At 76.6% G+C, this 24,142-nt stretch carries 25 protein-coding genes; 5 read left to right on the top strand and 20 right to left on the bottom strand.

Annotated features, from left to right (window positions below):
- Positions 1-3: 3 nt before the first annotated feature.
- Together ABZ452_RS24080 and ABZ452_RS24085 are read right to left on the bottom strand one after the other, a co-directional pair.
- A complete protein-coding gene (locus tag ABZ452_RS24080) occupies positions 4-774 on the bottom strand; it encodes an alpha/beta fold hydrolase (RefSeq protein WP_357947296.1) in 771 nt (256 codons plus the stop codon).
- Positions 775-959: 185 nt separating this feature from the next.
- Complete coding sequence (locus ABZ452_RS24085) at positions 960-1,724, bottom strand: DUF427 domain-containing protein (protein WP_357946912.1); 765 nt, start codon at positions 1,722-1,724, stop codon at positions 960-962.
- Between the two features lie 166 nt (positions 1,725-1,890).
- Between ABZ452_RS24085 and ABZ452_RS24090 the strand changes: the two genes are divergently transcribed.
- Positions 1,891-3,114, top strand: coding sequence for a multidrug effflux MFS transporter (locus tag ABZ452_RS24090; RefSeq protein WP_357947299.1), 1,224 nt, complete (start codon positions 1,891-1,893; stop codon positions 3,112-3,114).
- Positions 3,115-3,135: 21 nt separating this feature from the next.
- Here ABZ452_RS24090 and ABZ452_RS24095 read toward each other — a convergent pair whose 3' ends face one another.
- From ABZ452_RS24095 to ABZ452_RS24110, 4 genes are read right to left on the bottom strand one after another with little or no spacing between them, the layout of a single operon-like run.
- Positions 3,136-5,880 carry an AAA family ATPase gene (locus ABZ452_RS24095; RefSeq protein WP_357946915.1) on the bottom strand — a complete coding sequence of 915 codons (2,745 nt, stop codon included), beginning with the start codon at positions 5,878-5,880 and terminating at the stop codon, positions 3,136-3,138.
- 48 nt (positions 5,881-5,928) lie between these two features.
- The gene (locus tag ABZ452_RS24100) at positions 5,929-7,362 is read right to left on the bottom strand and encodes a hypothetical protein (protein ID WP_357946918.1); all 1,434 of its coding nucleotides are present in this window, start codon (positions 7,360-7,362) and stop codon (positions 5,929-5,931) included.
- An 8-nt stretch (positions 7,363-7,370) separates the two neighbouring features.
- Complete coding sequence (locus ABZ452_RS24105) at positions 7,371-7,898, bottom strand: hypothetical protein (protein ID WP_357946920.1); 528 nt, start codon at positions 7,896-7,898, stop codon at positions 7,371-7,373.
- A gap of 13 nt (positions 7,899-7,911) precedes the next feature.
- The gene (locus ABZ452_RS24110) at positions 7,912-8,496 is read right to left on the bottom strand and encodes a hypothetical protein (RefSeq protein WP_357946923.1); all 585 of its coding nucleotides are present in this window, start codon (positions 8,494-8,496) and stop codon (positions 7,912-7,914) included.
- A 107-nt stretch (positions 8,497-8,603) separates the two neighbouring features.
- On the opposite strand from ABZ452_RS24110, the gene ABZ452_RS24115 reads away from it, so the two are divergent.
- Complete coding sequence (locus tag ABZ452_RS24115; RefSeq protein WP_357946926.1) at positions 8,604-9,533, top strand: diacylglycerol kinase family protein; 930 nt, start codon at positions 8,604-8,606, stop codon at positions 9,531-9,533.
- 4 nt (positions 9,534-9,537) lie between these two features.
- Here ABZ452_RS24115 and ABZ452_RS24120 read toward each other — a convergent pair whose 3' ends face one another.
- The 4 genes from ABZ452_RS24120 to ABZ452_RS24135 all read right to left on the bottom strand — a co-directional run bounded on the left by ABZ452_RS24120 (position 9,538) and on the right by ABZ452_RS24135 (position 11,488).
- Positions 9,538-9,807 carry a hypothetical protein gene (locus tag ABZ452_RS24120; protein WP_357946928.1) on the bottom strand — a complete coding sequence of 90 codons (270 nt, stop codon included), beginning with the start codon at positions 9,805-9,807 and terminating at the stop codon, positions 9,538-9,540.
- Between the two features lie 16 nt (positions 9,808-9,823).
- Positions 9,824-10,222, bottom strand: a complete 399-nt coding sequence (locus ABZ452_RS24125; protein ID WP_357946930.1) for a DUF2267 domain-containing protein — start codon at positions 10,220-10,222, stop codon at positions 9,824-9,826.
- 102 nt (positions 10,223-10,324) lie between these two features.
- A complete protein-coding gene (locus tag ABZ452_RS24130) occupies positions 10,325-11,068 on the bottom strand; it encodes a L,D-transpeptidase family protein (protein ID WP_357946932.1) in 744 nt (247 codons plus the stop codon).
- 81 nt (positions 11,069-11,149) lie between these two features.
- Positions 11,150-11,488 (bottom strand): hypothetical protein, encoded by a 339-nt coding sequence (locus ABZ452_RS24135; protein WP_357946935.1) that lies wholly within the window; start codon positions 11,486-11,488, stop codon positions 11,150-11,152.
- 129 nt (positions 11,489-11,617) lie between these two features.
- Here ABZ452_RS24135 and ABZ452_RS24140 point away from each other — a divergent pair, with 129 nt between their 5' ends.
- The 3 genes from ABZ452_RS24140 to ABZ452_RS24150 all read left to right on the top strand — a co-directional run bounded on the left by ABZ452_RS24140 (position 11,618) and on the right by ABZ452_RS24150 (position 14,543).
- Positions 11,618-12,370: a dienelactone hydrolase family protein gene (locus ABZ452_RS24140; protein ID WP_357946938.1), complete on the top strand. Its 753-nt coding sequence runs from the start codon at positions 11,618-11,620 to the stop codon at positions 12,368-12,370.
- A gap of 60 nt (positions 12,371-12,430) precedes the next feature.
- Positions 12,431-13,753, top strand: coding sequence for an FUSC family protein (locus ABZ452_RS24145; RefSeq protein WP_357946940.1), 1,323 nt, complete (start codon positions 12,431-12,433; stop codon positions 13,751-13,753).
- A 76-nt stretch (positions 13,754-13,829) separates the two neighbouring features.
- Complete coding sequence (locus ABZ452_RS24150) at positions 13,830-14,543, top strand: RraA family protein (protein ID WP_357946943.1); 714 nt, start codon at positions 13,830-13,832, stop codon at positions 14,541-14,543.
- A 14-nt stretch (positions 14,544-14,557) separates the two neighbouring features.
- Here the strand turns inward: ABZ452_RS24150 and ABZ452_RS24155 are convergent, their stop codons facing one another.
- The 10 genes from ABZ452_RS24155 to ABZ452_RS24200 form a co-directional block, all read right to left on the bottom strand.
- Positions 14,558-15,184 carry a response regulator transcription factor gene (locus tag ABZ452_RS24155; protein WP_357946945.1) on the bottom strand — a complete coding sequence of 209 codons (627 nt, stop codon included), beginning with the start codon at positions 15,182-15,184 and terminating at the stop codon, positions 14,558-14,560.
- Positions 15,181-16,437 (bottom strand): histidine kinase, encoded by a 1,257-nt coding sequence (locus ABZ452_RS24160; RefSeq protein ID WP_357946948.1) that lies wholly within the window; start codon positions 16,435-16,437, stop codon positions 15,181-15,183. Before ABZ452_RS24160 ends, ABZ452_RS24155 begins: the two co-directional genes overlap by 4 nt.
- 9 nt (positions 16,438-16,446) lie before the next feature.
- On the bottom strand, positions 16,447-16,929 hold the full coding sequence (locus tag ABZ452_RS24165) for an ABA4-like family protein (protein WP_357946951.1): 483 nt from the start codon (positions 16,927-16,929) through the stop codon (positions 16,447-16,449).
- Positions 16,926-17,858 carry a hypothetical protein gene (locus ABZ452_RS24170; protein WP_357946954.1) on the bottom strand — a complete coding sequence of 311 codons (933 nt, stop codon included), beginning with the start codon at positions 17,856-17,858 and terminating at the stop codon, positions 16,926-16,928. Before ABZ452_RS24170 ends, ABZ452_RS24165 begins: the two co-directional genes overlap by 4 nt.
- Before the next feature lie 107 nt (positions 17,859-17,965).
- On the bottom strand, positions 17,966-18,367 hold the full coding sequence (locus ABZ452_RS24175) for a VOC family protein (protein ID WP_357946957.1): 402 nt from the start codon (positions 18,365-18,367) through the stop codon (positions 17,966-17,968).
- 15 nt (positions 18,368-18,382) lie between these two features.
- Complete coding sequence (dinB, locus tag ABZ452_RS24180) at positions 18,383-19,570, bottom strand: DNA polymerase IV (protein WP_357946959.1); 1,188 nt, start codon at positions 19,568-19,570, stop codon at positions 18,383-18,385.
- Between the two features lie 38 nt (positions 19,571-19,608).
- Positions 19,609-20,526 (bottom strand): NADP-dependent oxidoreductase, encoded by a 918-nt coding sequence (locus ABZ452_RS24185; protein ID WP_357946962.1) that lies wholly within the window; start codon positions 20,524-20,526, stop codon positions 19,609-19,611.
- A 99-nt stretch (positions 20,527-20,625) separates the two neighbouring features.
- Positions 20,626-21,120 carry a DUF2231 domain-containing protein gene (locus ABZ452_RS24190; protein ID WP_357946964.1) on the bottom strand — a complete coding sequence of 165 codons (495 nt, stop codon included), beginning with the start codon at positions 21,118-21,120 and terminating at the stop codon, positions 20,626-20,628.
- Between the two features lie 55 nt (positions 21,121-21,175).
- On the bottom strand, positions 21,176-23,326 hold the full coding sequence (locus ABZ452_RS24195; protein ID WP_357946967.1) for a glycogen debranching N-terminal domain-containing protein: 2,151 nt from the start codon (positions 23,324-23,326) through the stop codon (positions 21,176-21,178).
- 42 nt (positions 23,327-23,368) lie between these two features.
- Positions 23,369-24,115, bottom strand: coding sequence for an ABC transporter permease (locus tag ABZ452_RS24200; protein ID WP_357946969.1), 747 nt, complete (start codon positions 24,113-24,115; stop codon positions 23,369-23,371).
- Positions 24,116-24,142: the final 27 nt, after the last annotated feature.

Here is a 24,142-nt window from a genome sequence, read left to right on the forward strand (position 1 = left end):
CCCTCAGCCGGCCGGCTCGTCGAGGAAGGCGAGGGTGGCCGCGGCGAACAGCGGGGAGCTGAAGATGCTGTAGTGGGTCAGCCCGGGCAGGATGGCCAGCGCGTGCCCACCCTTGGGCCGGCCCTCGCCCGCCCAGCCGCCGTCCCGCAGACCGCCGTCGAGCAGCTTGAACACCTCCACGTAGTGGCTCGGCGGCGCCATGTCGGCGTCGCCGGCGACGATCAGCGTCGGCACCCGCAGGTTGCGGACCTCCTCGGTCAGGTCGAAGTCCTCCGCCATCAGCGCGCCGATCTTGTCGAGCAGCCGGGGGAAGTCCTCCGGGCGCGGCGCCACCCGCTGGTAGAGCTGGTACATCGGGGTGTCCGTCATGAACTCCGCGGCGGCACCGGTCACCTGGCCCTGCTGCGCGCGCATCTCGGCGTAGATCGCGTCCGAGCGGACGTGCGCGGACGCCGCGACGAGCCGGCCGAGCTTCTCCGGGTGGGCCACGGCGGCGCGCAGCGCCACCCCGCCGCCGAGCGAATAGCCCACCAGGTCGGGCCGGTCCAGCCCGAGGTGGTCGATGAGCGCGGCGATGTCGTCGGCCATCGTGCGCAGGTCGAGCGGGCGGTCGACGTCGGCGGTGCGGCCGTGACCCTGCAGGTCGACGGTGATGACCTGGTGCCGGGCGGCCAGCGCCGGTAGCACCGGCCCGAACATCTCGCCCGACCCGAGCCCGCCGTGCAGCAGGATCAGCGGGTGCCCGGTGCCGTGCGTCTCGTAGTAGAGGTTGATGCCGTTGACCTCGGCGTAACGGCCGACGCCCGCGACGTCGGCGGTCCAGTCGGTGGCGGTCACGGTGACGCTCCTCCCGTGTGGGGACGTGCGGGGCGGACCCCGACGGCGCCGGCCGCGAGGTCACGGACTGCGGCCCCACCCTACGCAGGCGGAGCGGCCCGGCGCTGTCCCGCCGCGCCGGATCAGGAGAAGTGCGTCCGCGGCCGGGGAAGGCGTTCCCCGTCCACCACCAGGTCGACCTTCTCGTTGTAGAAGGCCACCAGCCCGGCGATCGGCAGCAGCGCGGCCGTGGGGAAGTCGTACGACCAGGCCAGGTCCGGGTGGACCCGGTCGCCGGCCCGCACCGACCAGTAGCCGCTGGTGCGACCCTTGTACGGGCACGCGGTCCGGGTCTCCGACGGCACCAGGTGCCGGAAGCGCACGTCGGTGCGGCTCAGGTAGTAGCGGGTCGGCAGGCCGGTCTCGAAGACCAGCACCGGCGCGGTCGACTCGGCCAGCACCGTGCCGTCCAGTTCGACCCGGACGCGGCGGTTCGCGCGCAGCGCGTCCACCCGGGAGTACGGGCTGCGCGGGTGGACGAAGACCTCCTCGTCCTCCTCGAACCAGGCGTCCAGCGCGGACCAGTCGAACCGGATCATGTCGGCCAGCCCGGACGGCGCGTCGGCGCCGTACCAGCGGGCGCAGGAGGCCCGGGCGAACTCGCCGACGCGCAGCCCGTGCAGCCGTGCGGCGCCGCGCGGGGTCTCCTCGGTGCGTCCCTCGTCGACCAGCAGGTCCCGGCGGACGTCCGCGGCCGGCACGTAGTACTGCGGGTACGGCGGCCACTCCCACACGTACCGCGCCCGGCCGGTGTCGAACACCAGCTCGCCGGCCAGGAACGCGCGGATCCGGCGGGGTGCCGGCTCGATCCGGCCGACCTCGGCGGCCGGCCGCGGATAGTCGGGCACGGTGTCTCCTCCCGGTGCGATGTGCGGCGGACGGTTCAACGAGCGGATGTGACCTGGGGCACCTTCGGTGCGGGCGGGAATGAGATCGGGCCCCGGTGATTTGCTGCCAGGTGTGACCAGTGCGCAGTCCTCTCCCGCCCCGACCGTCGAGACACCCGGTGACCTGATGAGCCGCGGGCAGCAGCTGCGCCTCGTGCTGGTGCTCGGCTCGCTGATCGCGATCGGGCCGCTGACCATCGACATGTACCTGCCCGCGCTGCCGGCCATCACCGCCGACCTGGAGACCACCTCGGCGGCCGTGCAGCTCACCCTCACCGGCACCCTCGCCGGGCTGGCCCTCGGCCAGCTGCTGATCGGCCCGCTCTCCGACGCGGTGGGCCGGCGCCTGCCGCTGCTCGCCGGGATCGCGCTGCACATCCTGGCCTCGCTGCTCTGCGTGGTCGCGCCGACCGTCCAGGTGGTGGGCGTGCTCCGGGTGCTGCAGGGGCTGGGCGTGGCGGCCACCTCGGTGGTCGCGATGGCCGTGGTCCGCGACCTGTTCAGCGGCGCCGCCTTCGCCCGGCTCTTCTCCCGGCTCATGCTGGTGATGGGCGCGGCGCCGATCCTCGCGCCCACCCTCGGCAGCGCCCTGCTCCGCTGGTCGGACTGGCGGGGCGTGTTCGTGGCCCTCGCCGTCTTCGGGCTCCTGCTGGTCGGGGTCGCGGCGGTCGGGCTCCGGGAGACCCTGCCGCCGCAGCGCCGCCGGCACGGCGGCGTCGCCGCCGTCGGCCGGGACTACCGGGCGCTGCTGCGGGACCGGACGTTCGTCGGGCTCGTGCTGGTCGCCGGGCTCGCCATGGCGGCGCTGTTCGCGTACGTGGCCGGGTCGTCGTTCGTCTTCCAGCAGCGGTACGGGCTGGACGAGCAGCAGTTCGGGCTGGCGTTCGGTGCCGGGGCGGTCGGGCTCATCACCGCCACCCAGCTGAACGTGCGGCTGCTGCGCCGGTACACCCCGCAGCGGATCCTGGTCACCGCGCTCACCGTGGGCACCGGGGCCGGGCTGGTGCTGGTGAGCTTCGCCGCCACCGGCGTCGGCGGCCTGCCGGCCGTGCTGGCCTCCCTCTGGGTGGTGCTCGCCGCGGCCGGGCTCGCCATGCCGAACGCGCCGGCGCTGGCGCTGTCCCGGCACGGGGAGGCGGCCGGCACGGCCGCCGCGCTGCTCGGCGCCGTCCAGTTCGGCGTCGGCGCGCTCGCCGCGCCGCTGGTGGGCGTGCTCGGCACGGGCGCCGCGGCGATGGCCGCGGTGGTTGCCGGTGGCATGGCGGTGGCCCTGATCGTGCTGCTCACCGTGGTCCGGCCGGCGCGGCTGGCCGAGGTCGAGCCGGCCGCGGTCGCCGTCGCCGTGCACTGAGCGGGCGGCGTCGCGCGCCCCTCAGCGGGGGGCCGGCCCGCCCATGGCCGCGCCCAGCTCGGCGCGGGTGGAGATGCCCAGCTTCCGGTAGACCCGGGCCAGGTTCGCCTCCACCGTCTTCGGGCTGATGAACAGCGCGTCGGCGATGGCCCGGTTCGTCTGCCCCCGGGCGGCGAGCCGGGCCACCCGCTCCTCGGTGGCGGTCAGCGTGGTCGACGTCGGCGCGCGCCGGCCGATCCGGGCCAGTTCCGCCTGCGCCCGCTCGGCGAACGCGACGGCTCCCAGCGCGGTGAACTCGGCGGCCGCCGCCTCCAGCGCCTCCCGGGCCTCCCGCCGCCGCCGCGCCCGCCGGTGCGCCCGGCCGGCGACCAGCAGGCAGCGGGCCCGGTCCAGGGGCAGCACGTCCGCCGGCACGGCGGCGCGGGCGGCGGCCAACCCGGCCAGCGCCGGCGCCGGGTCCACGCCGTTGGCGCTGTCCAGCAGCACCCGGCTGCGGGCGAGGCCGAGGGCGGTCCACGGGCGGGCGAGCCGCGCGTGCCGCTCGGCGAGCCGGGCGTACACCGTCGCCGCCGTCGCCAGGTCGCCCGCGCCGACGCACGCCTCGATCCAGTCCGGTTCGAAGCGCTGCGCCAGCGGCTCGGCGATGCCCGAGCCGTCCAGCTCGCCGGCGAGCGCCCCGTACGCGGCCGCGGCGGCGCCCCACTCGCCGGCGGAGAGCGCGACGAGCCCGGCGAGCTGCCGGTGGATGCGGCGGCACCAGGCGTCGTCGAACTCGTCGGCCCGGCGCAGCCCCGCCTCGGCCACCGCGCCGGCCTCGGCGAGGCGCCCGCGGTGCGCGTCCAGCATGCCCGCCAGCCAGGTCTCGCCGACCAGGCCGGTGCCGAGCTGCTCGCCCAGGTCCCGTGCGGCGGCGATGTGCGTGCCGGCGGCGGCGAAACGGCCGGCCAGCAGCTCCGCCTCGCCGAGGTGGGTGAGCGTCTCGTGCTGCCAGGGCTCGTCGCCGCGGGCCACGGCCCGGTCCAGCATCCGGTGCAGCCGGGACCGCGCCCGGTCGTGGTCGTCGACCGCCTTCCACCAGATGGCCGGGATCGAACCGGCCAGGAAGGACGGTTCGCCGGCCTCCAGGGCCAGCGCCCGGTCGAGCAGGCCGGTGCGGGCCGGCCGGCCGGCGCGTACCTCGTGGAAGAAGAGCAGCAGCAGCGCGGCGGTGAGCAGCGGGCGGTGCTCGTCCCGGTCGGTGAGCCGGGCGATCGCCGCCTCGGCGTGCCGGCGGGCGGGCTCCGGCGTGTCGTGGAAAAGGGTGAGGTGGGCGTGGATCCGCCCGGCCAGCCGGCCGTCAGGGTCCGCGGCGGCCAGCGCCCGCTCGGCGACGGAGACCGCGCCCGGCAGGTCGTCGACGCACCAGGCGACCATGGCGCGCAGCAGCAACGCCTCGGCGTGGGCCGGGCCGGTCAGCTCGGCGGCGGCGGCCTCGGCCGCCCGGCCGGCCGCCGCGTAGTCGCCGCTGTCGAGGCGGCACTGCACCGCGTCGAGGCGGCGGCGGTCCCGCTCGGCCGCCGCCTCCGGCGGGGTCAGTTCGGCGGCCCGGTCGTACCACTCGGCGGCGAGGGCGGGCGCGCCGCGCTGCCGGTGCCGGGCCGCCGCCGCGGCCAGGTCGGCGGCGACCCCGGCGTCCGGCGCGACGGCGCAGCGGGCGAGCTGCCGGGCGCGTTCCTCCGGGTCGGACACCGCGTCGGCCAGCACGCGGTGCAGCCGGCGCCGCACCCCGGGCGGGATGCTCTCGCGCACCGCGGCGGCGTAGCGGGGGTGGACGAACTCGATCCGGTCCGGTGTGACGACGACCAGCCCGGCGTCCTCGGCGGCGTCGAGCGCCTCGGCCGGCACGCCGGCCGCCGACAGGTCCTTGGCGGTGGGCACGGTCAACAGCGCGGCCAGGCGTACCGCGTCGCGGCCCGGGCCGGGCAGCGCGCGCAGGGTGTCGGCGAGGAGGTGACGCAGCGACGACGGCACGGGCAGGTCCTCGTCCGGGCCGGGTGGCCGGGGCAGCCGCAGCACGGCCCGGGCCAGCTCGATGGCCAGCAGCGGGTTGCCGCCGGCGTCCCGGGCCAGCCGGGCGAGCAGCGGGCGGCTGAGCGTGCCGCCGAGCCGCGCCCGGACGATGCGGTGCAGCTCGACCGCGCCGAGCGGGGGCAGGCCGACCCGGGTGAGCGGGCGGTGGCCGGTCGGGTCGTCGTCGAGGCCCAGCGGGACGGGGGACGGTCCGGTCTCCCCGGTGCGGCAGGCGACCAGCACGGCGGGCCGGCGGGTCAGGCGGCGCAGCGCGAACCGCAGCGCCCGCTCGCTGGGCGGGTCGAGCCAGGGCGCGTCGTCGACGGCTAGCAGGACCCGCCCGTCGCCGCCGGTCGCGGCGTCGAGCAGGGTACGGGTGGCCGCGCCCACGGCCCGCTCGTCGACCGCCTCGTCGTGGTCGCCGGTCAGCAGCACCACGTCGGCGGCGACCCGCTGCGGCGGGGGCAGGGCCGGCACCCGGTCCGCCAGGGGCCGCAGCACGTCGGCCAGCGCCGCGTACGGCAGGGCCGCCTCGGCCTCGGTCGGCGCGCCGGTCAGCACCGTCCAGCCGGCCCGCCCGGCGCGCGCCACCAGGGCCCGCCACAGCGTGGTCTTGCCGATGCCGCTGGCGCCTTCCAGCAGCACGGGCGCCCCGCCGGCCAGGGCGCGCCACACCCGCTCGACGACCGCGTCGCGGCCGACCAGGGAGGCGTCCATGGCGGGATCCTGGCACAGCGGCGCCACCCGGCCCAGCGCCGGCCCGGTTCACCGCGGGGCGTGTCCGCAGATCGGGACGCTCGGCACCACCTCCTCGTTGCGGTAGACGTCGCTGTGCCAGCTCGGGCCGGCGGTCGCCGCGACGGGCGGGATCGCCGGCGCCCGGGAGGGGCTGAGCAGGCTGAGGAACTTGTTGATCACCTGGACGACCGGTTCGAGGATGCGGTAGCCGACGCCGAACGTCGCGCGCACCCCGATCCCGACCCCACGGCACAGGGCGTACGGGGCGCCGAGGGCGGAGCCCAGCGTGGCCCCGTACGAGGTGGTCAGCTCGAAGTAGACGCCGGCGGTGAACAGGAAGGCGCTGATGCCGACGGTGAACCGGACGCCGTGGCGGATCACCAGGCCCATCACCCCGACGGGCACGCCGGTGAGCGAGTTGAGCAGGCTGCTGCGGCGCTGGAACGACCTGTCCACCCGCGGGCCGACGCTGCCGTTCGCCCAGCCGAAGCCGAGCTTGCCGGCCAGCGCGTACTCGCCGGAACCCTTCACGGTGCCGCTGCGGGCGCCGAACGCGGTGGCCACCTCCAGGGTCTGGGTCACCGTGAACGACAGCGGGATGCCGGCGGCGAGTCCGATGGGGAAGGAGATGTCGACCGGGACCGGGAACACCTTCTTGTGGTTGCGGCCGTCGGAGATGCCGCCCTCGAAGTCCACCTTGATCCCGAAGCCGCCGGTGATCTCCAGCTCGGCCCGGGTCACCGTGCCGCCGCCGATGTCCAGGTGGAAGGAGGCGTTCGGCCGGGCGAAGGTGAGCGTCACCGTCCCGACGAGGCGCACGCCGCCGTCGTCGTACGCGAAGTGCGCGCCGACGCCGTCCGTGCAGCAGGTGGTGTAGAGCTGGTAGCCGTGCGCCCGGGCGTCGCCCCGGCCACCGCGCTGCGGCGCCGGCTGCGTGCCGGGGGCGCTCGGCGCCAGCAGCGGGCGGCTGCGGCCGAGGGTGCGCTGCGGCGGCGGCTCCTCGGCCCACGACGGCTCGCCGGCCGGGTAGACGACCGGGTCGTCGAGGGTCAGGTCGCGGGACGCGAAGCTGCCGTCCCGGACGACCTCGGTGATGTCCACCGGCCCGATGGTCACCAGCAGGTCGCCGCCGGATTCGGCCAGGTCCAGCACCCGGCCCACACCCCGCCCGGTCACGAACATGACCTTCCCGGGGGCGAGCCGGTCGGCGTTGCGGGCGGCGGCGTCCAACCGCCAGGTGAGCCCGTCGGCGCTGACCGAGCGCACCGACCGGCCGCCCCCGCCCACGATCACCACGTCCGGTTGCAGGGTGACGTCCGGTCCCGGCGCCGGCGCCGCCCCGTAGCGCAGATCCGCCTCGCCGCCCGCGCCCGCGGCCCCGCCGCCGGCCCGGAGGCTGTCGCACCCGGTCAGCGCGAGCAGCACGGCGACCGCGGCGGCGAGCAGCCGGCGGCCGGGCACCGGCCGCCTCACATCCGCCCGGCGACGGTGCGGGCGAGGGCGCGAAGCGGCTCGCGGTTCTCCTGCGGGTCGTTGAGCCGCATGAGCCGCACCGCCACCCAGACCTCGCCCCTCCTGATGAAGAACGCCTCGGCGGTGAGGTGCGCCTCGTCGCCCACCCCGGCCAGGGGCAGCACCTCGTGTCCCAGCTCGCGCTCGATGTCGAGGTACTTCTTCGCGCCGTCGCCGACGTACACCTCCACCTGGGCGGTGGGGCCGGTGACCGGGGCGGTGTAGGTGCACGACTCCCGGACCGGCACGGCGGCGTCCACCGGCGTGCCGGCGAGCCGCCGCGCGTCGGCACGGGAGACCAGGGCGCAGGCGTCGGGCAGCGCGGCGGACGGGGCCACCTCGGTCGCCTCGGGCGTGGGTTCGGCCGGCGCCGCGGCGACCGGGGGACCGGCGGCGGCCGGCGGCTCGTCGGGGCCGCCGCACCCGGCGGTCAGCGTGAGGAGGGCCGCCGCGAGGGCGAGCGCCGGCAGGAGACGGGTACGCACCGGGAGCCCCCTCTCAGGCCGGGATCGCGTCGAGCAGGCGGCGCAGCGTCTGCTCGTAGCCGGCCACGTCGGTGCCGAGGCTGCTCAGGGTCAGGGTGTACGCGCCCTTGTCGCTGATCAGCACGGCCTCACCCGTGACGTCCTTGGCGGCCAGGTACGACTGGTCGCCCCGGTCGAGGTCGACCACCCGCCCGTACCGCTTGCCGGCCTGCTCGTGCTGGTAGTCGAAGGTCGCCCGGCCGGCCGTCGCCGAGGCCGTGGTGACGGTCAGGCTGGCCACCCCCTTGCCGTCGCCGAACAGGCAGCTGCCCTCGTCCCGCATCGGCTGGCCGAGCAGGTCGGACACCTGGGTCGCGGTGAACGGGCACGGCGGCCGGACGCTGCCCGCCGGGTCGGCGGCGTCGTCGCCGCCGGTGGTGTCGTCCCCGGCGTCGGCGTCCACTCCCGCCGGTCCGGCGGTCGGGGTGTCGCCCGCGTCGTCGCAGGCGGCCGGCGCGAGCAGGGCCAGCAGGAGCAGGGGCAGCAGCCCGAGCCGGACGGCGCGGGCGGTGCTCGGTCGAGTGCCGGTACGGGCCGGCGGAAGCGCGTGACGTGCCATGCGCCCGACGCTAGGGCGACGGTGACGGCCGGTAATCGGGCGTTTCCCTATGTCGTGACCCGCCGGCTGCCACCGCCGCGGCGGATCGGCGGATAGGGTCGGGAACCGTGCGGACCAAGCAGGAGCTGGGGGCGGCGATCCGGGAGCGGCGGCGGGCGGCGCTGGTCGTCAACGCGCACTCCCGCCGGGGCCGCCGGCTCTACGAGACGGTCCACTCCCGACTGCTGGCGGCGGGTTTCACCCTGCTCGGCGCCTATCCGGTGGACCGGCCCGGCGAGCTGGACCGGGTGCTCGCCGAGGCCGCCGGCCTCGGCCCGGACCTGCTGGTCGCCGGGGGTGGCGACGGCACCATCGGCGCGGCGGCCCGGCTGCTCGCCCACCGGGACCTGGCGCTGGGCCTGCTGCCGCTCGGCACCACCAACAACTTCGCCCGCACCGTCGGCGTCCCGCTCGACCTCGACGCCGCCGTCGGGCTGCTCACCGACGGCAAGGTGATCGACGTCGACCTGGGGCTGATCGGCGACACCCGGTTCACCAACCACGTCGGGATCGGGCTGTCGGCCGACATCATGCTGACCGCGCCGCCGCGGCTGAAGCGGGTGGCCGGCCGGCTCGCGTACCCGCTGACCGCGCTGGGGTTGCTCGCCCGGCACCGGCCGCTGCGCGTCACCGTGCGCGCCGAGGGGCGGGAGCACGGCTTCGACACCCACCAGGTGTACGTGGCCAACGGCGGCTTCCACGCCGGCCGGCCGATCACCGCGGACGCCAACGCCGACGACCGGCTGCTGGTCGCGTACCCGGTGGGCGGGCCGACCCGGCGCGGCCTGCTGCGCGAGACGGCGCGCAACGCGGCCGCCGGGCACCGCCGCACCCTCGGCGACGAGCCGTTCCTGGCGGTCCGGCAGCTCTGGCTGGAGACGGACCGGCCCGCGCGGATCGAGGTCGACGGGGAGCCCTACGGCGAGACGCCGGTGCGGATCGGGCTGGACCCGAACGCGCTGCGCCTGATGGCCGCGGCGGACAGCCCGGACCGCTGAGCGCTCAGTCCCGGCGGTCCTCGTCGGGGAGCGGGATCTCCTGGTTCTGCTCCAGCGCGTCGGCCGGCGTGAGGTCGCCGCGCACCGCGTCGGGCAGGCCGGTGGCGTCGCTCGGCGGGGTCAGCACGCCCTGCTCGGCCAGGTCCGCCTCGGTCGCCTCCGGCACCGCGTCCGCGATCGTGTCCGGCGGGCCGACCACCGTCTCGTCCTGCCGCTGCTCCTGCGCGTCGGCCTCCGGGGGCCGGCGCAGCGGATCCTCGTCGCCGATGCTCATCGCGGTTCCCCGCCCGTCACCGGCTGCGCTGGACGTACGGCGCGGTCTGGTCGGTGACCTCGCCGTACTCGGCCGGAAGCTGGGCGACCGCCTGCGCGTAGCCGGCCGGGTCCACGGCGTCGCGGAGCACGTCGAACACCGCCGTCACGCCGTCCTTGGCCCGGCCGACGTCGACGTCGGCCCGCCCGCTGACCCGGTCCAGGAACACGTCGAGCCCGAACCGCTCGCCGGTCTCGCTGCCGCCGAACGCGTACGCCCGCAGCGCCTCGGGGAGCCGGTCGGCCAGATCCCGGGCCTCTCCGCCGTCGATCCGTTCCGCAAGTGTGGTCAACGTGGCCCTTGTGACGGCCGTGGCCTGCTCCGACGACATGCCGCAGCGTTTCGCCACCGCGCCGATGAACTCGTCCTGGTCCACCTCGACGCCTCCCTCTCGGCTGGGAGAAGCCGTCTTCCCGCGCTCCGCCCCCGCAAACGACGCGGCGGCCCCGGGCGCGCCGGGGCCGCCGTCGGGTGACCGTCAGCGGTAGACGTGCACCGGGGTGCCGACGCCGATGGTGGCCCAGAGCCGGTTCATCGCCGGGACGGGCACCCGGACGCAGCCGTGGCTGGCCGGGTAGGTGGGCACGGAGGTCGCGCCGTGCAGCGCGTAGCCCCGGTAGAAGTAGTTCGGCCGCCACAGCAGGCCGAGGTCGCTCTGCCGCCAGCCGTCGATGCGGCGTTGCACCGTCCAGGTGCCGGTCGGCGTGGGGGTGCTGGCCTTGCCGCTGGAGGCGTCCAGGATGCGGACCACCGCCCCGCCCTTGGCCAGGTAGACCACCTGCCGGGTGAGGTTGGCCTCCACCGAGTAGCCGGAGTGCGTGTACTTCGGCTTGGGGACGACTGGACGGTCGAGCGCCGCCCAGGTGCGCGGCCCCACGATGCCGTCGCGGACCAGGCCGTTGACCTTCTGGAAGGCGACGACCGCGTGGTGCGTCGACGGCCCGAAGATGCCGTCGACGCCGCCCACGTCGTAGTGCAGGGCGGTGAGCCGCGTCTGCAGCGTGCTGACCGCGGCTCCCCGGGAGCCCTGCCGCAGCATCGGCCGGCTGGTGGCGGCGAGCGTGACGGTCGAGGCGGCCGAGACGGCCGAGGCGTGGGCGGGGGCGGCCGAGGCGGCGGCGGCCGGGCCGGTCACGCCGGCCAGGCCGGCGGCGACCAGGAGGGCCGTCCCGAACGCGGCGGGGTGGCGGTGGCGCCTGGTGTGTGACGAGACGGGAATCATCGTCCCTCCCTTCCGAACTCCTACCCGGAAGGTAGTTCGCGGAAGGAGAAAAGTCCCCGCGTTAGTCCGGTTTCCGCCCGGTCAGGCGACCCGGGGCGCGGGCACGGGCGGCAGGGGTACGCGCCGGGCCGTACCCGAGACGTCGCCCGTGCGCTCCACGGCCGGCTCGGCGGCCGCGGTGCCGACCTCGACGGCGGCCGTCCCCGGGCCGGCCGGGTCGCTTCCGTCGCCGGTGGTCCGCACGGCCGTGAGCAGCGCGACGAGCCGGTCGACGTCGTCGGCGGGCATCCGGAACGAGCCGCGGCACAGCGTGCCGCTCCACAACGACAGCACCACGGCGCCGCGGTCCGGGTGGTAGCTGACCCGCAGCGTCCGGTCCTCGCCGCGCAGGTCGGTGAACAGGTCCCCGAAACTGGGCATCGGTCGCACCTCTCCCATCCATCCAGGATGCTCTCCGACCGTGCCCGGCGGAAGGGGCTTCCCGCGCCGGGCCCCGGGGGCGGGGGTAGCGTGCACCGCGGGAAACCGCAGCGCAGGGAGGTCCGGAGAGTGCAGACGACGACCGTGGACGTGCCGACCGGCGACGGGGTGGCGGACGCCCTTCTCGCCCGACCCGACGGGGACGGGCCCTTCCCGGCGGTCCTGGTCTTCATGGACGCGTTCGGGCTCCGGCCGAGGATGGCCGAGATGGCCGAGACCATCGCCGCCCGCGGATACGTCGTGCTGGTGCCGAACCTGTTCCACCGCTTCGGCCGCGCCCCGCTGGTCGACCTCTCCGGCCTGCACGACGAGAACCGGCGCGGCGCGCTGTTCGAGAAGATCTCCCCGATGATCGGCGCGCTCACCCCGGACGTCATCGCCCGGGACACCGCCGCCTACCTGGACTTCCTCGCCGCGCAGCCCGGCGTCGCGCCCGGGCCGGCGGCCGTTGCCGGCTACTGCATGGGCGGCACCAACGCCCTGCGGGCCATCGAGGCGCACCCGGACCGGATCGCCGCGGCGGCCGCCTTCCACGCCGGGCGCGTGGTGTCCGACGCCCCGGACAGCCCGCACCTGGGCGTCGGCGCGGTCACCGGCGAGCTGTACTTCGGGCACGCCGACCAGGACCCGTCGATGACCGCCGAGCAGATCGCCACGCTGGAGAAGGCCCTGGACGCGGCCGGCGTCACCTACCGCTCGGAGGTCTACGCCGGGGCCCGCCACGGCTACACCCAGTCCGACACCCCCATGTACGACGAGGCGGCCACCGAGCGGCACTGGGCCGCCCTGTTCGACCTGCTCGACCGCACCTTCCAGCGCTGATCCGACCCCGGCCGTCCGCAACCGGACGATTCACCCGCGCCGCGCCGGGTAACCGCCGCCATGGCCGACGAGCGTCCCGACACCGTCCGCTCGCCTTTCAAGAAGGCCGCCGAGCGAGCCGGGCGGGAGCTGGCGCACGCCCGCGCCGAGGGCTCCGCGGCGGGCCGGCTGCGGCTGCGGCAGCTGGAGCTCACCGTCGTCATCGCCGTGCAGGCCGGGCTGGCCGCGGCGCTTGCCGCGCTGCTGGCCCAGCGCCTGCTCGGGCCCGGCGCGCACGTCTTCGCGCCCGCCGCCGCCGTCGGCACCATCGCCACCGCCATCGGCCAGCGGGCCCGGCGCACCTTCGAGCTGCTGGTCGGGGTGGGGCTCGGCATCGTGGTCGGCGACGTGCTGCGCGACCTGCTCGGTTCCGGGTCCTGGCAGACCGGCCTGGTGGTGACCCTGGCCATCGCGACCGCGCTGCTCGTCGCCGGGCGCGGCGGCGCCCTGGTCGGCCAGGCCGGCGGTACGGCCGTGCTGATCGCCACCCTCGCCCCGGTCGAACCCGGTCTGGAGCTGCCCCGGATCTTCGACGCGCTGGTCGGCGGCATGGTCGGCCTCCTCGTGGTGGCGCTGCTGCTGCCGGTCAACCCGCTGCGGGTGCTCGACCGGGCGACCGAGCCGATCGTCACCGCGCTCACCGCCGAACTCGACGCCGTCGCCCGGGCGCTGACCACCCGGGACGCCGACGCGGCCATCCGCTCGCTGGAGCGGATGCGGGGGCTCGACGCCGACGTGGGGCGGCTCAACGACGCGCTCAGCGGAGCGGAGGAGGTGGTCACCCTCGCGCCGGTCCGCTGGCGCCGGCGCGCCCAGTTCCACCGGTACGCGGCCGCCGCGCAACACCTGGAGCGGATGATCCTGTACGCCCGCTCGGTGGCCCGCCGCTCCGCCACCGCCCTGCAGTACGACGAGCCGATCCCGCCGATCCTGGCCGAGTCCGTGACCCGCCTCGGCGAGGCCGTCCGCGTCATGCGCCGCGAGTGCCGCGAGGGCGAGGGGGACCTGACCGACACCCGCCGGTTGGTCCGGGAGAGCGCCGAGCTGGCCGGCCGGGCCTGGGCGCAGGGCGTCCGCTCCTACGGCGACGGCGTGATCACCGACCTGCGCACGGCCGACAGCGAGCTGCTGCGGGCCACCGGGTGCGATCCGGACGACGCCAACCGGATGGTGCGTACGGCGGCCGGCGCGGGCGAGGCGGAACTGCGCCCGCCGCAGCGGGCACACATGTCCCGGGCGGTCCGGCACACCCCACGGGCCCGGCGGCGGACCCGGATGGGCCGGCGCGGCCGGGGCCGCCCGGACGCGTTCCGCCCGCCGACGCGCACGCCCCGCCCGAGCTGACCTGGCCCGGCGGACCGGAGCCACGAGCCCGGAACTGGCCGCTCCCACCGCGGCGCCCGCTGGCTAGCGTCGGCCCATGAGCATCGACCGCGCAGAGCTGTCCCGGCGGTTCGCCGCGCTGACCACCGCCCACGTCGCCGACGCCTGCCTGCGGGCCGCCGTCCCGGTGCGCTGCGCACCGGCCGGCGTCCGGCCGGTGCTGGCCGGTGGTCGGCTGGCCGGGCGGGTGCTGCCGGCCCGGCACGTCGGCAGCGTCGACATCTTCCTGGAGGCGATCGGGCGGGCGGCTCCCGGCGACGTGCTGGTGGTGGACAACGACGGGCGCACCGACGAGGCGTGCGTCGGTGACCTCGTGGTGCTGGAGGCACGGGGCGCCGGCCTGGCCGGCCTGGTGGTCTGGGGCCTGCACCGGGACACCGGCGACATCCGGGCCGTCGGGCTGCCGGTGTTCAGCCTCGGCGCCACCCCCACTGGGCCGCGCCGGCTGGACCCGCGGCCGGTCGAGGCACTGGCCTCGGCGCGGGTCGGGCCCTGGACGGTCGACCCCGGCGACGTGGCCCTGGCCGACGACGACGGGGTGCTCTTCGTGCCGGCCGGCCGGGCCGACGAGCTGTTCGACCTCGCGGAGTCCATCCGGGACACCGAGCGGCGGCAGGCGGACCGGATCCGGGCCGGTGAGCCGCTGCGGGCGCAGGTCGGGTTCGGGGCGTACCTGGCGGGCCGGGCGGCGAACCCGGCGCTGACCTTCCGGGAGCACCTGCGCGCGGTGGGCGGCGCCATCGAGGAGTGAGGCCGGCCGGGCGCTCAGGCGCCGCGGGCCCACAGCGCCAGGCGCACCCGGTTGGGGCTGTCCGTCTTGGTCATGAGGCTGGTGATGTGGGTCTTGACCGTGGTGACGCCGATGTGCAGCCGGTCGGCGATCTCGGTGTTGGACAGGCCCTCGGCCACCAGGTTCAGCACGTCCCGCTCGCGCGTGGTCAGGCCGTGCACCGGCCGGGGCGCCTCGGCGCGCGCGTGCACCGCCCGCTGGACCAGCCGCCGCAGCACCTCCGGGCTGAACGGGCTGTCCCCGGCCGCCGCCCGGCGCACACCGTCGAGCAGGTCGGCGGGCGGTGCGTCCTTGAGCAGGAACCCGCAGGCGCCGGCGGTCAGCGCTGGGTAGAGGTGGTCGTCGTCGCCGAACGTGGTGAGCACCAGCACCCGGGTGGCGGGGCGTTCGGCGAGGATCCGGCTGGTCGCCGTGATGCCGTCGACGCCGGGCATCCGCAGGTCCATCACGACCACGTCGGGCAGCAGCCGCGCGGCCAGGCCGATCGCCTCCCGCCCGTTGTCGGCCTCGCCGACCACCTCCAGGTCGGGCTGGGCGTCGCAGAGCATGCGCAGGCCGGCGCGGATGAGGTGCTGGTCGTCGACCAGCAGGACGCGGATCACGCCGGCTCCGGCGCGTGCGGGCCGGCGGGCCGCGGGCGGGGCGCCGCCGGCTGGTGGGCCGGGGCGGCGGGCGGCCCGTCCGGTGCGGGGACCCCGGCCGGAAGGACGGTCCGGACCCGCCAGCCGGCGCCGGTGGGGCCGGCCTCCAGCCGCCCGCCGAGCACCTCGACCCGCTCCCGCATCCCGGTGAGGCCGTGCCCGCCGCCGGCCGGCACCACGGCCGGCGCCGAGCCCCGCCCGTCGTCCGACACCTCCCAGTGGACGGATCCGTCGACCACCGCCACGGCCAGCCGGGCCCGCGCCGCGGCGCCAGCGTGCTTGGCCACGTTGGTCAGTGCCTCCTGGGTCAGCCGCAGGACCGCCTGGCCCCGCACCGCGTCCAGCGTCCCGACCGCCGGGGCGACGTCGGCCTCCACGATGACGCCGGCCTGGCGGGCCCGGTCCACCGCCGCGTCCAGCGCCGCCGGGAGCGCCGACGGCTCGATCGCGGTCAGCGCGGCGTCGCGGACACCGTCGGGGTCGCGCAGGACCGCCACCAGGCGGCGCAGGTCGTTCAACGCCGCCGTCCCGGTGCCGTGCACGTCGTCGAACACCTCACCCACCCGCGGATCCAGGTCCGGCAGCACGTGCCGGGCCACGCCGACCCGCAGCACCATCGACGCGACGTGGTGCGCCACCACGTCGTGCAGCTCGCGGGCGATGGCGGTGCGCTCGTCGGCGCGGGCGGCGCGGCTCTCCGACTCCCGCCGGCGCTGCTCGGCCGCGGCCCGCTCCTCGGCCTGCCGCGCCAGCTCCCGGGTGGTCCGGATGACCAGGCCGAGCAGCAGCGGCAGGCCCACCTCGACGGTCAGGCCGAAGACACCGGAGAGCATCCGCCGGACCGGGTCACCGATCGAGTCGGTCAGGTCGACCGCGACCAGCAGCCCGGCGGCCAGCCAGACGGTCCGGGGCCGCTCGGCCCACATGGTCAGCTCCAGCAGCGCCCAGCTGGCCCCGACCTGGTTGATCGTCGTGTCGTCGACCAGCGGGAAGGCGACCGCCAGCAGCGCGGCCTGCGCCACCAGGTTCACCAGCGGCCGGCGGTGGAACACCAGCGCGGCGGCGAACGCGAGCAGGGCCAGCGCCCACTGCGTGGCCGTCGGCGAATGGTGGCCCTGGGCGCCGAAGACCAGGTAGCCGAGGCCGCTGAGGTCCAGCAGCAGCATCCGCGCGAGCGTGTCCCGCGCGTCGAAGAGGCGCCCCACCCAGCCCACGACGCCAGCCTAGGCGGTGGGGCCGGCAGCCGGGGTGACGGCCGGCCGGCCACGGCCGGGAGACGGGGTCACGGCCGGCCGGCCCCACGCGGCGCGCAGCCCCAGGTGGACGGCCAGGCCGAGCGGTCCGAGCAGGATGGTCAGGACCAGCACCGGCGCCATGAGCAGCGCCGGCATGCCGCGATCCCGGCTGTCCCGCCACATCCACCGGCCGGCGAACAGGTCGAACCCGACCAGGTGGGCCCAGGCCGCGGCCGCGCCGTCCACACTGCCCAGCAGGTCCCGGACGCCGGCCAGGGTCGGTGCGGTGACCACCGGCAGCACCCGGCCGAACGCCGGGAGGACCAGGATCGCGTAGATCAGCAGAACGGGGAGCACGATGAGCGGCGAGCCGACGATCCGGGCCGTCCACGACCAGCGCGGGGCCAGGATCATCAGCGCCCAGAACGGCGCGGCGACCGCGAACGTCAGGCTGAACAGCGTCCCGGTCACGCGGCCACCACCGTCTCCGGGCGGCGCTGGCCGCGGGCCAGGACCGCACCGGCGGCGGTCGCCGTGGCTGCCACCAGGGCCGCCGCGACGGCCAGGGTGAGCGCGTCCGGGCGCAGCAGCGGCTGCCCGCGCAGCGCCTGCCAGGTGAGCAGCAGCGTGGCCGCGCCGTACGCCGCGCCGGCGACGAGCAGCAGGCGGGCCCGGGTCGGCTCGTCCAGCCGGGTGGCGAGGAACCGGTTGAGCAGGATGGCCAGCAGCGGCAGCACCTGGAGGGCGTGCAGCCCGACGAAGTGCCCGATCCGCAGGTCACCGCCGGTGGTGCTCCAGCCGACCAGGGGCAGCCCTGGCCCGCCGTCGGCCACGCCGACGCTGTGCGCCCCGCTGATCTCCTCGGCCGCCGACTCGGGCGTGCGGGTCACCATGGGGACGGCGACCAGCATGCCGAGCAGGGACAGGCCGAGGCCCAGCCGGACGGCGTACCCGGCGACCCGGTCCGCCGCGCGTCGGATCAGCGCCACGATCCCGATGACCAGTTGGGCGACGAAGAGCACCATGATCGCGATGCCCATGGCCGAGAACAGGGCGGCGTTCAGCGGCGTGGTGCCGTTGAAGTGGCTGGTGGTGCCGCGCAGCACCTGCGTGACGATGATGGCCATCTCCACCACGGCCATCGCGACGATCAGGGTGGCCGCCCACTCGGCGACCCGGCTGCGGCGCGGCAGCAGGGTGAGCATCCAGGCGAGGGTGGTGCCGTAGAGCACGAACGAGATGGCGAACTTCAGCGGCTTGAGCCAGATCGGGGCACCGGTGAGCACCCGGGGGTCGGCCACGACGCCGATGGCCGCGACGACGGTGAGCACCGCCATCGCCGCGACGAACAGCATGAGGGGGCGGTGCCAGTGGGCCGCCCGGTTCAGCACGGTAGTCATGCCTGTAGATGCTCGTGACCGGGCCGCCCGGTCGCGCCCGACCAGCGGCCCCGATGCCGGCCGCAGGTCGGAGACGCCGCCTCCTACCGGGGGAGGAGGCGGCGCGCTCAGGTGGCGTCGGCCGGCAGGGGCTGGACGAGTTGGACGGGGTTGCCGTCGGGGTCGGCCGTCCAGGCGATGAGCAGCCGGTCCAGCCACACGTGCGGGGCGGCGAGAGCCGGCGCGCCGGCCGCGGTCAGCGTCGCGTACGCGGCCGCGGTGTCGTCGGTCCAGAGGATCACGGCGGCGCGCTGCCCGTTCGGCACCGGGTCGAGCCCGTGGTCGTCCCGGGTGGACGCCACCGAGGCGATGCCGATCCGGTAGCCGTCCAGCGTCAGGTCGACGTGGATGGGCGTGCCCTCGGCGGGCACCCGGAAGGTCTCGGTGAAGCCGAGCCCGGCGTAGAAGGCGACGGCCCGGGGCACGTCCTCGCTGAACAGGATCACCTGGGGAGCGCGGAACATCGACATCGGGGGACCGTACCGTCAGTCGGGCAGCATCGGCATCTCGAGTCCGGGGTCGCGCCCGACCAGCACCCCGCGGGTCAGCGCCCGCGACCCGAACCGGTCCCGCACCGCGTCCACGGCCTCGTCCAGCGCGGGCCCCGGGTCACGGGTGAAGGGCAGCGTGAGCTGCACGTGCCCGTCGTCCAGGTTGCCGACGGCGACCCCGATGAGGGTGACGCCCCGGGTCTCGATCTCCGGCAGCGCCGCCCGCAGCAGCGACCGGGCGGCGGCCCGCAGCGGCGCGGTCTGCGCGGTCGGCTTGTCCAGCGTGTGCGCTCGGGTGGCCCGGGCGTAGTCGGCGAAACGCAGCCGCAGGGTCACCGTGCGACCGGTGCGCCGGGCCGCCCGCAGCCGCCCGGTCACCCGGTCGACCAGCCCGGCCAGCACGGCGTCCAGCTCGGCGGGGGAGTGCGGCTCGCGGCCCAGCGCGTGCTGGGCGCCCATCGAGGAGCGCCGGCGGCCGACCTGCACGGCGCGCGGGTCGCGGTTGTGGGCGAGGGCGTGCAGGTGGCGGCCGGCGCCCGCGCCCAGCAGCGACACGAGGGTGGGCTCGTCGAGGCGGGCCACCTGCCCGACCGTGCGCAGGCCCCGCTCGCGCAGCTTCGCGGCGGTGACCGGGCCGACGCCCCAGAGCCGCTCCACCGGCAGCGGCTGCAGGAAGGCCAGCTCGCCCTCCGGCGCGACGACCAGCAGCCCGTCCGGCTTGGCCACCCCGCTGGCCACCTTGGCGAGGAACTTGGTCCGGGCCACCCCCACGGTGATCGGCAGGCCGACCTGCCGGCGTACCTCCCGGCGCAGCTCGGCCGCGATCCCGGCGGGCGGGCCGACCAGCCGGCGCAGCCCGCCGACGTCGAGGAACGCCTCGTCGATGCTGAGCCCCTCGACCAGCGGGGTGGTCCGCCGGAAGATCTCGAACACCGCCCGGCTGGCCGCCGTGTAGGCCGCCATCCGCGGTGGCACCACGACGGCGTCCGGGCAGAGCCGCCGGGCCTGCCGGCCGCCCATGGCGCTGTGCACCCCGCGTGCCTTGGCCTCGTAGCTGGCGGCGAGCACCACGCCGCCGCCGACGATCACCGGCCGGCCGCGCAGCCGGGGGTCGTCGCGCTGCTCGACCGAGGCGTAGAACGCGTCCAGGTCGGCGTGCAGGATGGTGGCCTCGCTCGACACGACCACATGTTCGCACAGATGTTCGAAGAATGTGCTGATCAGGGCATGCTGACCGCGAGCTTGCCCAGGGCGCCGCCGAACTCGGCCAGCGCCCGGGGCACCTCGGCCAGCTCGTAGCGGCGGTCGACGGGTATCCGGACGCGGCCGGCCAGCACGTCGTCGGCGAGCCGGTCGAGCGTCTTCCGCTCGGGCTTGCCGAGGATCGAGACGGCCGCGGGGTGCTGGTCGGGGCCGAATCCGATGGTGGAGGCCAGCCGCCCGTCGGCGGCGAGCAGCCCGGCCAGCGGCGCGCCGTCACCGGCCAGGTGCACCACCGCCGAGACGCCGTCGGGCGCGAGCGCGCGTACCTGCCCGGTCAGGTCGGCGGTGTAGTCGACCACCTCGGCGGCGCCCAGGTCCCGGACGAAGTCGGTGGCGGGCCCGGGGCGGGCGGTGGCGACGACCCGGGCGCCGGCGAGCCGGGCGTACTGGACGGCCAGCGTGCCGACCCCGCCGGTCGCCCCGGCCACCAGGACCGTGTCGCCGGGGCGGACGGCCAGCGCGTCGAGCGTGTCGAGCGCCGTGGCGCCGGCCAGGCCGAGCACGCCCGCCGTGGCGAGTTCGATGCCGTCGGGCACGCGGGCGACGCCGTCACCGCCGCCAACCGTCACGTACTCGGCCCACGTGCCGTCGCCGAGGTAGGAACGCATGAGCACCCCGAACACCGGGTCGCCGACCCGGAACTCGCTGGTGCCGCCGATCGCCTCGATCTCGCCGGCGAAGTCCTTGCCGAGCACCACCGGGTACCGGTAGTCCATGGCCCCCCGCATGGCCCCGTCCGCCGCCTTCCGGTCGAAGGCGTTGATCGAGGACGCCCGCACCCGCACCAGCACCTCGTCCGGGCCGGGGCTGGGACGCGCCAGGTCGTCCCGGGCGGTCGGCGCCGCCCCGTCCCGGTCGAGAGTGATCGCCTGCATCCGCTCGTCCCTTCTCCCGCGCCCGGCGGCGCCCGGCGGCCGCCGGGCCGGGGCGGGTTTCCCGGCGGGGCAGTGGCTACACCCGGCCCACGCGGCGGGTCAGGCGCCGCGGGCGCGGGGCCGGTGGGACAGCGAACTCGGCGCGTTCACGCCGGCGTCGTCGCTCACGCTCATCCCCAGCCGCTCGACCAGTTCGCCGCCGAGCCACCCGGTGAACCCGGCCAGCACGATGCCGGCGAAGCTGCAGATCAGCGCACCGGCGTTCGGGTCCCAGTTGTCCGCGCCCCGGCGCAGCAGCCAGCTCACCGCGAACAACACCAGCACGACCACGTTGCCGAGGCCGTGCGTCGCGCCGACCCGCTTGGCGCGGGTGCCGGCCGGGATGGCCCGCCAGTCGATCAGGCCGAACACCGCCGCGACCAGGCCGCCGATCACGCCGGCGGCGATGGTGTACGCGGCGGACACCTGGAAGCCCGTCCGGTCGGTGATCAGGTACAGGATGTCGAAGATCACCGAGGTGGCGAGCAGTCCGAGCGGAAACACGATCAGGATGGGGTGGATTGCGTGCCCCATCGACTTCGCGCGACTCTCCATGCCGATCCTTCCTTCTCGGCCCCCAGGCGCGGGCGGATTCCCCGTCCCGTGCCGGCTACACCTCCCGGCGGGCGAGGGTGACGGCCTGCCGGGGCGCGCGGCGGACCACCGCGAGCCGGTCGCCGCGTACCCGCACCGAGGTACGCCCGCCGCGCCGCCGCCGCACCGTGAGGTCCACCGTCGCGCCGCCCACCCGTACGCCCTCCAGGCGCAGGTCCGGCAGCCACTCGGGCAGGTGGGGGTCGACGAGGACCGCGCGCAGCGGCGCGGCCGGACGCAGCGCCAGCAGGGCCTGGACCAGCGCCACCACCGCGCTGGCCGACCAGGCCTGCGGGGAGCACGAGTTCGGGTAGACGCCCGGGTGCGGGTGGGCCGCGTCGCGGGGCAGGCCGCTGAGCACCTCGGGCAGCCGGTGCTCGGCGAAGAGCGCCGCCGCGCCGAACATGCCCTCGGCCAGCCGGTGCAGGTGCGGCCAGCAGCCGTACCGGGCCAGCCCCACGCCGATGGTGCCCGCCTCCACCGGCCAGACGCTGCCCCGGTGGTAGCTGAACGGGTTGTAGGCCGGGTGCTCCGCCGACAGGGTGCGCACCCCCCAGCCGCTGAACATGTCCGGCGCCAGCAGCCGGTCGGCCACCCGCTCGGCGACCCGGGCGGGCACGATGCCGGTGGCGAGCAGGTGACCGTCGTTGGAGTTGGTCGAGCGGACCGGCCGCTTGTCCGGCCCCAGCGCCATGGCGTAGCAGCCCCGGTCCGGCAGCCAGTACGCCCGGTGGAACCGCCGGCGCAGCGCCCGGGCGCGGGCCAGCAGGGCGGCGCCCCGGGCCGGGTGGCCGGTCACGGTGAACACGACGGCGGCGTGGCGCAGGGCGGCGTACCAGTAGCCCTGCAGCTCGCTGCTGGCGATCGGGTTCGGCACCACCTCGCCCCGCTCGTCGACGATCGCCGTGTCCGAGTCCTTCCAGCCCTGGTTCTTCAGCCCGCCCGGGGAGCGGCAGTGGTAGTCGAGGAAGCCGTCGCCGTCCGGGTCGCCGTACCGGTCGATCCACGCCAGCGCCCGGCCCGCCGTGGGCAGCAGCTCCCGCACGGTGTCCAGGTCGCCGGTCCAGGCCAGGTACTGGCCGAGGAACACCAGGAAGTCCGGCGCGGTGGACCAGTCGCCGTAGTAGGCCGTGAAGGGGTTCAGCCCGAGCTCGGAGACCGGCCCCTGCCGGGCCTCGTGCAGCGGCTTGCCGGGTTCCTCGTCCCGCCAGTCGTCCAGCCGCCGGCCCAGGTGCTCGGCGTTGAGCCGGAGGCTGTCGGCCAGCATGGTGGGGCCGGCCAGCAGCGCCTGCCAGGAGGCGGTCATCGTGTCCCGGCCGAAGATCTCCTGGTAGATGGGCAGGCCGGCGATCGGCGCGGTCGGGCCGGCCGGCTCGCCCAGCGGCAGCACGGCCAGGTCGCGCACGGCGCACCGCCAGGCCGCCGTGACGTCGAAGTTGCTGCTGGACAGGCGGGCCAGCTCGGCGTCCAGCCGCGCCCGGGCCCGGGCGGCCGGGTCGTCGGGCTCGGCGTAGGTGGCCGGGGGCGCGGGCAGCCGGGTCCCGTCGAAGACCGGCTCGACGAGCAGGTCCACGCCGGCGCTGCCGCCCGGCGGCACGGCCAGGTCGACGGTGAACCCGCCGTCGGCGTACGCCACCGGGGCGTCGGCGCGCAGCCGGACGGCCACCGCCCGGTCCAGGCCCTCGTGCCGGTAGCCGAGCAGCAGCTCGGCCGCGTCCGGATCCCACCGGGCGCGCACCTCGCCGACCTGGAGCCGGCGGCCCGCCTCGGCCTCGCTGGTGTCGGCGAAGTCCGCCTCGACCGCCATCGCCAGCCGGAACCGCAGCGGCTCGGCGGCGTAGCTGACCACGGTGAACCGGCTGCGCAGCCCGGGGCCGACGAACCGCTCGACGGTCAGGTACGCGGCCCGCGACGGCAGCACCTCCCCGTCGCCCAGCTCCGCGTAGGAGAGCTGGGCGTGCCCCCGCACGTTGGCGGTGGCGAACGGCACCGGCTCGCGGCCGTCCACGGTGATCCGCTCCCGGTTGAGCACCCGGGTGTTGCGGGCGAAGAAGCCCTGCGGGTCCGTCCCGGTGATCCGGCCGCGCACGTCGGTGACGAGCGTGCTCCACCCGCTCGCCACGTAGAGCAGGTCGGGCCGGACGCGCAGGTTGCCCACCCAGGTCATCCGCCCGCCGTTACCCGTTGGCGCCCCCGCTACACCGCGGGGTCAGGGCGCGGTGCGGGCCCGGTCACGGACGAGCAGCTCGACGGCCACCGCGATGGCCACCGCCTCCACGGCCAGCAGGGTGAGCAGGATCAGCAGCTGGGTGGCTCCGGCGCGGACCGGACCGGCGCCGCCGAGCAGCACGCCGACGAACGCGCCGGGCAGGGTGACCAGCCCGACCGTGCGGGTCTGGTCGAGCGCCGGGACGAGGGCCTGCCCGGCGGCCGGGCGGCAGATCTCCAGCGCGGCGTCGCGGGGGAGCAGCCCCAGGGCCAGCCCGGCCTCGTACTCGCCGTGCCGGGTGCGCAGCTCGTCGAGGGTCCGCCGGCCGGCCAGGCTGGTCGCGGTCATCGCCCCGCCGATCAGGATGCCGGCGGTCGGCAGCACCACGAGCGGGGTCGCCGGCAGGGCCCGGCTCGCCAGGAGCACGGCCAGGCTGGGCGCCACCCCGGCGGCGATGGCCAGCGGAGCGACCCGGGCCGGCCCCTCGGCGCCGATCCGCCGGCGCGCGGTGAGCGCGGCGACGGCGTACATGAGCAGCACGAACGCGGCGGTGCTCCACCAGGCGCGGAGCACCGCCACGATGACCACCGAGACGGCGCCGAGCTGGACCGTGGCCCGGGCCGCCGCGGTGAGCACCGTCCGGGCCCGGCCGAGCCCGGTGAGCCGCAGCACGGCGGCGCCGGCCAGGGTGAGCGCGGTGAGCGCGACGACCAGCGCCGGGCCGATCGGTACGGTGCCACCGCTCACCCGGTGATCGTAGGCCGGTGGCCGGCC

It is taken from the genome of Micromonospora sp. NPDC005707 (assembly GCF_040631005.1).
Taxonomy (GTDB): Bacteria; Actinomycetota; Actinomycetes; order Mycobacteriales; family Micromonosporaceae; genus Micromonospora.

Bases quoted from the DNA above. Each gene is read 5' to 3' on its own strand.
- ABZ452_RS24090 (WP_357947299.1), top strand. From the start codon at position 1,891: ATGAGCCGCGGGCAGCAGCTGCGCCTCGTGCTGGTGCTCGGCTCGCTG.
- ABZ452_RS24095 (WP_357946915.1), bottom strand. From the start codon at position 5,880: ATGGACGCCTCCCTGGTCGGCCGCGACGCGGTCGTCGAGCGGGTGTGG.
- ABZ452_RS24110 (WP_357946923.1), bottom strand. From the start codon at position 8,496: ATGGCACGTCACGCGCTTCCGCCGGCCCGTACCGGCACTCGACCGAGC.
- ABZ452_RS24120 (WP_357946928.1), bottom strand. From the start codon at position 9,807: ATGAGCATCGGCGACGAGGATCCGCTGCGCCGGCCCCCGGAGGCCGAC.
- ABZ452_RS24130 (WP_357946932.1), bottom strand. From the start codon at position 11,068: ATGATTCCCGTCTCGTCACACACCAGGCGCCACCGCCACCCCGCCGCG.
- ABZ452_RS24135 (WP_357946935.1), bottom strand. From the start codon at position 11,488: ATGCCCAGTTTCGGGGACCTGTTCACCGACCTGCGCGGCGAGGACCGG.
- ABZ452_RS24145 (WP_357946940.1), top strand. From the start codon at position 12,431: ATGGCCGACGAGCGTCCCGACACCGTCCGCTCGCCTTTCAAGAAGGCC.
- ABZ452_RS24150 (WP_357946943.1), top strand. From the start codon at position 13,830: ATGAGCATCGACCGCGCAGAGCTGTCCCGGCGGTTCGCCGCGCTGACC.
- ABZ452_RS24170 (WP_357946954.1), bottom strand. From the start codon at position 17,858: ATGACTACCGTGCTGAACCGGGCGGCCCACTGGCACCGCCCCCTCATG.
- ABZ452_RS24175 (WP_357946957.1), bottom strand. From the start codon at position 18,367: ATGTCGATGTTCCGCGCTCCCCAGGTGATCCTGTTCAGCGAGGACGTG.
- ABZ452_RS24185 (WP_357946962.1), bottom strand. From the start codon at position 20,526: ATGCAGGCGATCACTCTCGACCGGGACGGGGCGGCGCCGACCGCCCGG.
- ABZ452_RS24190 (WP_357946964.1), bottom strand. From the start codon at position 21,120: ATGGAGAGTCGCGCGAAGTCGATGGGGCACGCAATCCACCCCATCCTG.
- ABZ452_RS24195 (WP_357946967.1), bottom strand. From the start codon at position 23,326: ATGACCTGGGTGGGCAACCTGCGCGTCCGGCCCGACCTGCTCTACGTG.